10 protein-coding genes are annotated in these 10,642 nt (G+C 31.9%); all 10 read left to right on the top strand.

The genetic code is table 11. The features are described from left to right. Positions 1-36: 36 nt before the first annotated feature. A complete protein-coding gene (locus tag CLLI_RS09035) occupies positions 37-489 on the top strand; it encodes a hypothetical protein (protein ID WP_106063888.1) in 453 nt (150 codons plus the stop codon). A gap of 31 nt (positions 490-520) precedes the next feature. Then, entirely contained in the window at positions 521-2,449 is a 1,929-nt protein-coding gene (locus tag CLLI_RS09030) for a sigma 54-interacting transcriptional regulator (RefSeq protein WP_106063887.1), read from the top strand. A gap of 182 nt (positions 2,450-2,631) precedes the next feature. Continuing rightward, on the top strand, positions 2,632-2,931 hold the full coding sequence (locus CLLI_RS09025) for a UxaA family hydrolase (RefSeq protein WP_106063886.1): 300 nt from the start codon (positions 2,632-2,634) through the stop codon (positions 2,929-2,931). Beyond that, a complete protein-coding gene (locus tag CLLI_RS09020) occupies positions 2,931-4,088 on the top strand; it encodes a UxaA family hydrolase (protein ID WP_106063885.1) in 1,158 nt (385 codons plus the stop codon). Before CLLI_RS09025 ends, CLLI_RS09020 begins: the two co-directional genes overlap by 1 nt. Before the next feature lie 83 nt (positions 4,089-4,171). Then, positions 4,172-5,125, top strand: a complete 954-nt coding sequence (locus CLLI_RS09015; RefSeq protein ID WP_106063884.1) for a 2-keto-3-deoxygluconate permease — start codon at positions 4,172-4,174, stop codon at positions 5,123-5,125. Positions 5,126-5,149: 24 nt separating this feature from the next. After that, complete coding sequence (locus CLLI_RS09010; RefSeq protein WP_106063883.1) at positions 5,150-6,364, top strand: four-carbon acid sugar kinase family protein; 1,215 nt, start codon at positions 5,150-5,152, stop codon at positions 6,362-6,364. 4 nt (positions 6,365-6,368) lie between these two features. Next, on the top strand, positions 6,369-7,337 hold the full coding sequence (pdxA, locus tag CLLI_RS09005) for a 4-hydroxythreonine-4-phosphate dehydrogenase PdxA (RefSeq protein WP_106063882.1): 969 nt from the start codon (positions 6,369-6,371) through the stop codon (positions 7,335-7,337). A 211-nt stretch (positions 7,338-7,548) separates the two neighbouring features. After that, positions 7,549-8,463 carry an N-acetylmuramic acid 6-phosphate etherase gene (gene murQ / locus CLLI_RS09000; protein ID WP_106063881.1) on the top strand — a complete coding sequence of 305 codons (915 nt, stop codon included), beginning with the start codon at positions 7,549-7,551 and terminating at the stop codon, positions 8,461-8,463. A gap of 306 nt (positions 8,464-8,769) precedes the next feature. Then, complete coding sequence (locus tag CLLI_RS08995) at positions 8,770-9,576, top strand: ABC transporter substrate-binding protein (protein ID WP_106063880.1); 807 nt, start codon at positions 8,770-8,772, stop codon at positions 9,574-9,576. 250 nt (positions 9,577-9,826) lie between these two features. Next, complete coding sequence (locus tag CLLI_RS08990; RefSeq protein WP_106063879.1) at positions 9,827-10,633, top strand: ABC transporter substrate-binding protein; 807 nt, start codon at positions 9,827-9,829, stop codon at positions 10,631-10,633. Positions 10,634-10,642 lie beyond the last annotated feature (9 nt).

Below are 10,642 nucleotides of genomic sequence, written 5' to 3'. Positions count from 1 at the left end.
ATAATAATTATATTATAAAAAGTAGGGATGATACTAATGAAAAAAAATAATTTTAATATCTTAAGTAAATATTATGCTAAAGAGAAAGAAAATAAAATTAAAGAATTAGACAATAAAAAGAAAGAATATAAGAGGAAAATAATAAATATTCAGCAGCTTATAGAGGAGAAAACCCATAGAATAAATAAATTAAGGAAGGAAAATAAGAAATATAAAATTAAATATGAAAGGTTAAAACAGATATTTTATGAAAGAGGTCTAACCATAAATATTATAAATAAAAATTATAATATCAAAGAATGGGACAATCTATATTTAAGAATGGAATCTAATCTATTGGCTATATATTTAAAGGATGGCAAAGAAGTAAAATTATTTGATGAGGGTACAACTATAATATTAGAAGAATTATTAAAAGATAAGGATTATAGTCTTGTAGCAACAAGAGTTTATGAAAAATTTATAAAGGTTCAGCTGCATATAAGATAAGTAGGGTTTGGAAAAAGGGGGATAATAGATTATGAAGGATATAGTTTTAATAGCACCTTTTAAGGATCTTTACGATTTAAGCATGAAAATAATTAAAAATAGGGGATACAATAATATTGAGGTAATATTAGGAGATTTAAGTGAAGGAGTAATAGAGGCAAAAAAAGTAGTAGCAAAAGGGGCAAGGATAATAATTTCTAGAGGCGGAACTTATACAATGATAAAAAATGTAGTAAGTATTCCTGTAGTTGAAATAAAAATCACTTCCTTTGATATTTTAAGAGGATTCAAAGATATAATTAATTACAATGGAACTATAGGGGTAGCGGGATATAGTAATATAATTCAAGGGTGTGAGACAATAAAGGAGATATTAGGTCTTGATATGGTTAAAATTGAAATAGATAGAGAAGAGGGGACTGAAGAAAAACTAACACCATATGTAGAAAAAGGTGTAAAAGTATTTGTAGGAGATACTATTGGAAGTAGAGTGGCTAGGAAATTAAAATGTAAAAGTTACATAATAACCTCAGGTGAAGAGGCAGTTACTAATGCCATGCAGGAAGCAAGAAGAATACTTCAAATGTCAAAAACTGAAAAGGAAAAGACTGAGCAATTTAAAACTATAATGGATTTTGTTCATGATGGAATAATTGCAGTAGATGAAAAAGGCAAGCTTACAATTTTTAATTCTATGGCACAAAAAATTTTTGGAGCTAGAGAACAGGATGTGCTTGGAAGACATGTAGAAGAATTAATAAAAAATAGCAAACTTCCAGAGGTATTGAAGAATGGCAAAGTAGAGTTAGGAGAAATACAGGAAGTAGGAAAATCTAAAATAGCTACTAATAGAGTACCTATAATAGTGGACAATGAAATAAGAGGAGTAGTAGCTACTTTTCAAGATGTAACAGAACTTCAAAATTTAGAAAAGAAGGTAAGATTAAATCTATCTAAGAAGGGATTTATTGCAAAATATCATTTCAATGATATAATACACAAAAGTAAAAAAATTGAATCGTGCATAGAAAAAGGGAAAAAATACAGCAAGTTTGATTCACCAGTATTAATAGCTGGACCTTCAGGAGTGGGTAAAGAGTTATTCGCTCAAAGTATACATAATTATAGTAATAGAAGAAAAGGCCCATTTGTTGCCATAAATTGTGCTGCATTACCGCCAAATTTAATTGAGAGTGAATTATTTGGATATGCGGAAGGAGCTTTTACTGGGGCCCTAAAGGGAGGAAAATTAGGCATATTTGAGCTTGCTCATGGTGGCACTATATTCTTGGATGAAATAGAGGAAATACCTATAGAAATACAAGGAAGACTTTTAAGAGTTCTTCAAGAAAAAGAAGTTATGAGAATTGGAGATAATAAAGTTATTCCTGTAGATGTAAGGATAATAAGTGCTACTAATAAAGATTTAAATGCAATGGTAGAAGAAGGAAAGTTTAGAGAAGATCTTTATTTTAGAATTAATATATTGACTTTAAATATACCACCTTTGAATAAAAGAAAAGAGGACATTGAGCAGCTGGGTAGCTTTTTTATAAAGAAATACTGCTTAAAGTATAATAAGCATTTACAAGGTATATCTAAAGAAGCCTTAAATTATCTTTTAAACTATAATTATAAGGGGAATGTAAGAGAATTACAGGGAATGATTCAAAGGGGAGTCATTCTTTCAGAAGGAGATAAATTAGGAATTGAAGATGTAATCTTAGATGATGAAAATGGAATAAACAATGTAGCCTATAATGTAGCCTATAATGAGTTAAATGAAGATGCTTTAGGTAAAGAAGAAATTACATTTAAGGTACAGGGAGAAAAAAGCCTTAAAGAAGTAGAAAAGCAGTATATAATGTATGTATTAAAAAAATGTAATGGTTCCATTGTAAATGCATCTAATATTTTAAATGTAAATAGAACTACTGTATGGAGAAAGTTAAAGGAATGATAAGGATATGATGCAAAATGCATCATATTTTTTTATTTTGCAATTTTTATGTTGCATAATGAAACATATATAATTACAAGGTAAATTAGTGCATTGATTTTCAAGGATTTTGATGAATATTTTTTTATGGCATGGGATTTGCTCATATATAAATACAAATGAAAATCATAGAGGTGATATAAATGTTAAAACTTGCAGTGGTAGCTAATGGAAATGACAATGTGGCAACTGCGGTAAAGGACTTAAAAAAGGGAGAAGAAGTGCTTGTAGACATATTCGGAAAGGAGAAAAAAGTTATACTGTGTGAGGATATTCCTTTCGGACATAAATTTGCTATAAAGGATATTAAAAAGGATGAAGAGATTTTAAAGTATGGTGAAGAAATAGGTCAGGCTACAATGGATATAAAGGCAGGAGATTATGTACATGTGCATAATGTGGTAAGTGAAAGAGGAAGAGGAGATTTGGAGGTGCAGAAATAATGAAACTTTATGGATATAGAAGAGAAAATGGACAGGTAGGGATAAGAAATCATATATTAGTTATACCTGCTTCTGTTTGTGCTAGTGAAGTGGCAGCAAGAATAGCAAATCATATAAATGGTGCGGTTTCAATTCCTAATCAACATGGCTGTTGTCAAATAGGACCGGATCTAGATTTAACAACAAATATATTAATAGGACTTGGCAAAAATCCTAATGTAGGCGCAGTTCTAGTTGTGGGACTGGGATGTGAAGGAGTTCCAGCAAAAAAAGTGGCTGAGGAAATAGCTAAGACAGGGAAAAGAGCAGAATGTATAGTGATACAGGAAAATGGCGGTACATTAAATACAGAGGCCTTAGGAACAAGAATTTTGCGTGAAATGGCAGAAGAAGTAGGAAAGATGGAAAAAGAAGAAATAGATATTTCTGAAATAACACTTGCTATAGAATGTGGAGGGTCTGATACAACTTCAGGGTTAGCATCAAATCCTGCGGTTGGATATGTTTCGGATAAATTAGTGGATGCAGGGGGTACTTCTATTTTTTCAGAGACTACAGAATTTATAGGAGCAGAACATATCTTAGCTAAAAGAGCTGTTTCAAAAGAAGTTGGAGACAGAATAATTAAAATAGTTTCAGACTGTGAAAAGAAAGCCATGACTATGGGAGTTGATATGAGAGGAGGACAGCCTACTCCAGGAAATATTCAGGGAGGACTTACTACTATTGAAGAAAAATCATTAGGATGCATATACAAAGGCGGAACAAGAATAATTCAAGGAGTTTTGGATTATGCTGAAGAACCAGCAGGTAAAGGACTTTACATTATGGATACTCCAGGACAAGATATAGAATCCATTACAGGCATGACTGCAGGAGGAGCGCAGATAGTAGCATTTACCACAGGAAGAGGAACTCCAACGGGATGCCCAATAGCACCTGTAATTAAAGTTACAGGAAATCCGGAAACTTTTAAAATCATGAAGGATAATATTGACATAAATGCAGGAACTATAATAGAAGGCCATGAGACTATAAAGGAAGTGGGAGAAAAGGTTTTTGATGAAATGATTGAAGTAATAAATGGAAAACTTACTAAAGCAGAAGCATTAAATCATAAGGAATTTGGCATGTATAAGCTCATATCCACTTTCTAAAAATTCTAAAATAGATTTCCTGAAATGTAATTACAGGAAATCTATTTATATTAATTAATAGAAATTAAATGGGAGGAGAGTATATGAAAATATTAAAAAGTGTGCAAAAGGTACCAGGTGGACTTATGGTAATCCCATTGTTATTAGGAGCTACCATAAATACATTTTTCCCTAAGGCTTTAGAAATAGGTGGCTTTACTACAGCACTTTTTAAGAATAGTGCTACAGCACTTATTGCTCTTTTTGTATTATGTAATGGGGCACAAATAGATGTAAAGCAAGCTGGAAAGCCACTATATAAAGGGGTTGTTTTAACACTTGTAAAATTTATATTAGGTGCAGCAATTGGATGGATTGTTGGAAAAACCTGTGGAATGCAGGGAATCTTAGGACTTACTCCTTTAGCACTTGTAGCAGCTATTACAAATTCAAATGGAGGGCTTTATGCAGCTTTAGCTGGACAATATGGGGATTCTACAGATGTAGGAGCAATCTCTATACTATCATTAAATGATGGACCTTTCTTTACTATGCTTGCATTTGGAATATCGGGTCTTGCAAATATTCCATTTATAGCATTTATAGCAGTATTAATACCTATTTTAGTTGGATTTATATTAGGAAATCTTGATGAAGACATGAGAAAATTTTTAGCCAATGGTCAGACTTTACTAATTCCATTTTTCGCTTTTCCATTAGGAGCCGCATTGGATTTTAGAACAATAATAAAGGCAGGTTTGCCAGGACTTGTTTTAGGAGTTATAGTAGTTGTTGTTACAGGTTTTGGTGGATATCTCTCTACAGCTTTATTTGGAAAGAAAAAGGCTGTAGGCGCAGCTATAGGAACCACTGCTGGTAATGCAGTAGGAACACCAGCAGCACTTGCTTTAGCCGATCCTTCATTACAGCCGCTAGTAGCTTCTGCTACAGCACAAATAGCTGCAGCTGTAATTGTAACTGCAATATTATGCCCATTACTTGTATCTTATTTAGATAAAAAAGATAAGGCAAAATCAACAGCAGGGGTTGGCATTTAAATAGCCTTCTTTTGGAGGATTTGTATGGATAATTATTTGATAATTGCAGATGATTTTACGGGGGCTAATGATACAGGTGTACAATTGAAAAAGAGGGGAATTAAAACAAATGTGATATTGGATACAAAAAATATAAATGATTTTAGTATTTCTTATGTGATAGATACTGAATCTAGAGGGCTTACAGAGAAGGATGCCTATGAAAAGGTAAAGAATCAAATAAAGAAGTTATTTACACAGGATTTTGAATTGGTTTATAAAAAAGTAGATTCTACATTAAGAGGAAACATAGTTTCGGAAATAAAGGCAGTAGATGAAGAGTATAAGCCTGAACTAATTATATTTGCCCCAGCTTTCCCGGATATAAAGAGGACTACTATAGATGGAATACAGAAATTAAATGATGTAAGAATTGTAGATACCGAAGTGGCTAAAGATCCTAAAAAACCTGTAAAAGAGGATAATATAAATAAGCTTTTACAAAAGGGTTTTGAAGAGAAAATAGTTCACTATGGATTAAATGAAATAAGAGAAAAAAATATAAGTTTTAAAAAAGGAAGAGTGTACACATTTGATGTTAAAAACAATGAAGATATGCTGAAAATAGTAAAAAGTGCTTTGGACACTGGCAAAAGGATATTATGGGTAGGGTCTGCAGGAATGGCGGATTCCATATTAAAAGTAAAGAAACCATTTAAACCATCACTTGGTGTAGTTGGAAGTATAAGTGACATTTCCAGACAGCAGTTAAAATATGCTGAAGGCTGCGGTATGCAGATTTTAAAAATAAATATAAGTAAATTATTAAAGGATGAAACTATAGAAAGCTATATAAGCTCCTCATTAGAAATACTTAATAAAGGAAAAGATTTAATTATTACATCTGCTTATGAAAGAGAGGACTATAAAGAAGCAGTCAGTGCAGGACAAGAAAAAAATCTCTCGAAAGAGGAGGTAAGTATGTATACTCAAGAAATTTTGGGAGAAATAGCAATAGAGATTATAAAAAGAGTGAAAATATCTGGGATATTTTTAACTGGGGGAGATACAGCTATTGGTTTTATAAATAAAGCCAAGGCCTCTGGTTCCAGCATTGTGGAAGAAGTAATTACTGGGATACCATTAATGAAATTAACCGGCGGAGAATTTAATGGGCTTAAAATTATTACTAAAGCGGGGGCCTTTGGGAAAAATGAAGCAATAGAATATTGCATGAGGAAGTTGAAGGAGGATATATAATATAATGAACTTTTTAGGAATTACTATGGGAGATCCTGCAGGGATAGGAGCAGAAATAGTATTAAAGACATTAGATAAAGTTGAAGAGTATAGAAAAAAGTCCGTGATTTTTGGAAGCATAGAAGTAATTGAGTATTATATGAATATATTAAATATAAAATATAGATTAAAAGTAATAAGTAGTATAGATGAATTTGATGAAGATTTTATTAATATGGTAGAGGCATATCCTGTTTCTATGAAGAATTTTAAAATTGGACAGGTGTCGGAGGTATGTGGGAAGGCTGCATTTAAATATGTGGAAACTGCCATAGCCTGGGCTTTAGAAAATAATATAAAGGCAGTAGTAACAGCCCCCTTAAATAAGGAAGCACTTCATCTTGCAGGATATAATTTTGATGGTCATACAGAAATATTTGCAAAACTTACTGGAACTAACACATATGCCATGATGCTTTGGAGTGAAGCTTTAAAAGTTATACATGTATCCACTCACACTTCTTTAAGGGAAGCTTGTGAAAAGGTAAAAAAGGAAAGAGTGCTAGAAGTAATAAAACTTGCTGATGCTGCCTTAAAGCAAATTGGTATAATAAATCCTAAAATAGCTGTAGCTGGATTAAATCCCCATGCAGGAGAATCGGGTATTTTTGGTAGGGAAGAAATAGAAGAAATTATTCCGGCAGTGAGAGAGGCTGCTGAAGCTGGTATAAACGTAGAAGGCCCTATAGCTCCAGATACTGTGTTTTTAAAAGGATATGAAGGCAAATATGATATAGTAGTGGCTATGTATCATGATCAAGGGCATATTCCAATGAAACTTTTAGCTTTTGATTCCGGAGTAAATATAACTGTTGGACTTCCAATAATAAGAACTTCAGTAGATCATGGAACTGCTTTTGATATAGCAGGACAAGGTATTGCTAGTGAAAAAAGTATGATTAATGCAATAAAAGCTGCAGAAAGTTTTAAATAAAAAAATAAAAAAAGTGATATGCTCCCTCCTAGGTAGACAAGTGAAATGATAAAAACTTGTTTGCTTGGGAGGGAGTATTTTTATATCGCTATATGAAATTATATTTTAATAATAATTGTATTAAATGAAAAAATATATTATCATATAATTATAGTAAAATAAATAAAAATTTCATTATGCTGGAAGTTAGATTAAATTGGGGGTTATTCTAATGGAAGTGGAGAGTTTATCCAAAATGGTGACTGAGGGTATAAATTCAGACACTGTAAATATAGACAGAGTCAGCACTTATGATATGTTGACTATGATAAATGAAGAGGACAAAAAAGTGGCCTTTGCAGTAGAAAAAGTAAAAGAAAGTATTGCAAAAGCTGTAGATCTAACAGCAGAAAGGCTTTTGAAAGGTGGAAGACTTATCTATATGGGAGCAGGTACTAGTGGTAGATTAGGGGTGTTAGATGCTTCAGAATGTCCTCCTACTTTTGGCGTGGATTTTGATTTAGTAAAAGGAATTATAGCAGGAGGAAATTCAGCTATATTTAAAGCGGCAGAAGGAGCAGAAGACAGTGAAGAACTGGGTAAAAAAGATTTAATTAATTTAAATATAAAAAAAGAAGATGTAGTGTGCGGAATAGCTGCTTCAGGAAGAACTCCTTATGTTATAGGTGGAATGAAGTATGGTAAAGAAGTAGGTGCAGGGGTTTTGTCCATTACAATGAATTCAGAAAGTGAAATGGCTAGCATAGCGGATATAGATATTTCTATAATGGTGGGCCCGGAAGTGATTATGGGGTCTACTAGGATGAAAGCAGGTACTGCTCAAAAAATGGTTTTGAATATGATAAGTACTGGTACTATGATAAAATTAGGAAAGGTTTATGGTAACTTAATGATAGATCTGCAGGCTAGTAATGATAAATTAGTTGCCAGAGCAAAAAGAATACTTATATTAGCTACTGGAGTAAGTTTAGAAGAAGCGGAAAAGGTCTTAAATGAAACAAGTTATGATGTAAAGTTAAGTATAGTTATGATAAAGACGGGTTTGGATAAGAAACTATGCATAAAACTTTTAGAAAATAATAGAGGATATGTACAAAAGGCTATTGAAGAAGGGTATAGATTGTAATATATATAAAAGCTGTTGCTTGAAAAAATAGGCAGCAGTTTTTATATTTATTTTTGAATATTATTTATACATGTATGCATAAATATGCAATGAGATATAAGAATATTTTGAAAATAAAGTATACTCTATATAATAAATTCAATTGCAAAGGATTACAGGTTAATACTGATATGTATAGGGATTATAAGAAGAAAAAATATAAAATATTTAATAAAATTTTTAAAAAAGGTATTGCATAATTATAAAATACTTTGTATAATCATAATATCGAAATAATAAAAATTAAAGGCAGGGGGAATTGGGGCTATGAAAAAAATATTAGCATTAATTACAGCAGTGGTTTTAACAATTGGTGTTTTTACTGGATGTAGTACAGGTAATAAAAAGGAAGAAGCAAATAAGAACTTAAACTCTTTAGAAAGGGTAAAAAAGAATGGAGTACTTATAATGGGGCTTAATGATACGTATCCGCCAATGGAATTTAGGGATGAAAGCCATAATTTAGTAGGTTTTGATATTGACTTGGGTCAGGAAATTGGTAAGAAATTAGGCGTTAAGGTTGAGGTTAAAACCAATGACTGGAAGGGAATTATCCTATCATTAAAAGCCAAAAAGTTTGATATGATATTATCCACTATGAGTATAACAGATGAAAGGAAAAAGGAAATAGATTTTTCTACACCTTACATAGTTGGTGGACAAAGAATAGTTGTTAAAAAAGGAAATAATGCTGTTAAAGATGTGAAAGACTTAAAAGGAAAAGTAATAGGATGTCAGTTAGGTTCTACTGGAGAAATATCAGCTAGTAAAATTGAAGGAATAAAAGAACTTAAAAAATATGATGGAGTTACAGATGCATTTAATGATTTGTCAGTGGGAAGAATAGATGCAGTTATAGCTGATGGACAGGTAGGAGGATATTACCTAAAGAAAAGAGGAGGAGATTTAGTACTCCTTGATGCTAAATTGACTAATGAACCTGTAGGAATTGGCTTTAGAAAAGAAGACAAGGAATTAAAAGAAGCAGTAGATAAGGCATTAGATGAATTAAAGAATGATGGAACTCTTTCTAAACTATCACTAAAATGGTTTGGAGAAGATATCTATAAATAATTAACAATTATAATTAAATTGCAGACCCCTTTTTATAAATATTAATATATATTTAGCCCCTATGTGAGCTTTTGCATGGGGGCAACACCTTTACAGAGTACGGAGTACAGATTACAGAGCACAGAGAATTAGGGGGATGCAGGTAAATTCATTAGTTGAGAATGAAAAGTGAAAAGTGAAGAGTAAAATATAACTCTTTTCATTTAACTTTTTACTTATAAAATAATATTTATAAAGGGGAGAAAAAATCATGAAAAAAGCAGTATCAGTTTTATTAAGTGTTATCCTTATAGGAACATTGTTTACAGGATGTGGCAGCTCAACTAAAAAAGTTGAAGATAAAAAGGCCACTAATACTCTAGAAAAGATAAATGAAACAAAAAAGATTAGAATAGGTCTTGAGGACACTTATCCTCCAATGGAATTTAGAGATAGCAAAAATCAATTGGTTGGGTTTGATATTGACCTTTCAAAGGAAATTGCTAAAAAACTTGGAGTAGAAGCAGAGTTTGTAACTACTGAATTTGGTGGACTTACAATGGCTTTAAATTCAGGAAAATTTGATATGGCAGCATCAGCTATAAGTATAACTGATAAAAGAGCAAAAGAAGTAGATTTTTCAGATCCTTATGCTAAAGGTGGCCAGGTAGTTATAGTTAAGAAAGGTAATAAATCAATAAAAACTGAAGCAGATTTAAAAGGTAAAGTTGCAGGATGCCAGCTTGGAACAACAGGAGAAGAAGCAGCTAAGAAAATAGAAGGATTAAAGCAATTAAAAACTTATGATAAGGCAACTCAGCCATTCCAGGATCTTGAAATAGGAAGAATAGATGCAGTAATAGCAGACGAATTTGTTGGAAGATATTATCTAGCAAAACAGCAGAACAAATTTGATATAGCAGTAACTTTAAATCAAGAACCAATAGGATTAGCTTTCAAAAAGGGTGACAAAGAATTAAAAGATGCAGTACAAAAAACAATAAATGAGTTAACACAAGACGGAACAATGTCAAAGTTATCTATTAAATGGTTTGGAACAGATATTTATAAAAAATAGGGAATAAGG

The sequence above is a fragment of the Clostridium liquoris genome (assembly GCF_002995785.1).
In the GTDB taxonomy this organism is placed as follows: Bacteria; Bacillota; Clostridia; order Clostridiales; family Clostridiaceae; genus Clostridium_AO; species Clostridium_AO liquoris.
This window is presented reverse-complemented; position numbering and strand designations above follow the sequence as displayed.

Bases quoted from the DNA above. Each gene is read 5' to 3' on its own strand.
- CLLI_RS09035 (WP_106063888.1), top strand. From the start codon at position 37: ATGAAAAAAAATAATTTTAATATCTTAAGTAAATATTATGCTAAAGAG.
- CLLI_RS09030 (WP_106063887.1), top strand. From the start codon at position 521: ATGAAGGATATAGTTTTAATAGCACCTTTTAAGGATCTTTACGATTTA.
- CLLI_RS09025 (WP_106063886.1), top strand. From the start codon at position 2,632: ATGTTAAAACTTGCAGTGGTAGCTAATGGAAATGACAATGTGGCAACT.
- CLLI_RS09020 (WP_106063885.1), top strand. From the start codon at position 2,931: ATGAAACTTTATGGATATAGAAGAGAAAATGGACAGGTAGGGATAAGA.
- CLLI_RS09015 (WP_106063884.1), top strand. From the start codon at position 4,172: ATGAAAATATTAAAAAGTGTGCAAAAGGTACCAGGTGGACTTATGGTA.
- CLLI_RS09010 (WP_106063883.1), top strand. From the start codon at position 5,150: ATGGATAATTATTTGATAATTGCAGATGATTTTACGGGGGCTAATGAT.
- pdxA (WP_106063882.1), top strand. From the start codon at position 6,369: ATGAACTTTTTAGGAATTACTATGGGAGATCCTGCAGGGATAGGAGCA.
- murQ (WP_106063881.1), top strand. From the start codon at position 7,549: ATGGAAGTGGAGAGTTTATCCAAAATGGTGACTGAGGGTATAAATTCA.
- CLLI_RS08995 (WP_106063880.1), top strand. From the start codon at position 8,770: ATGAAAAAAATATTAGCATTAATTACAGCAGTGGTTTTAACAATTGGT.
- CLLI_RS08990 (WP_106063879.1), top strand. From the start codon at position 9,827: ATGAAAAAAGCAGTATCAGTTTTATTAAGTGTTATCCTTATAGGAACA.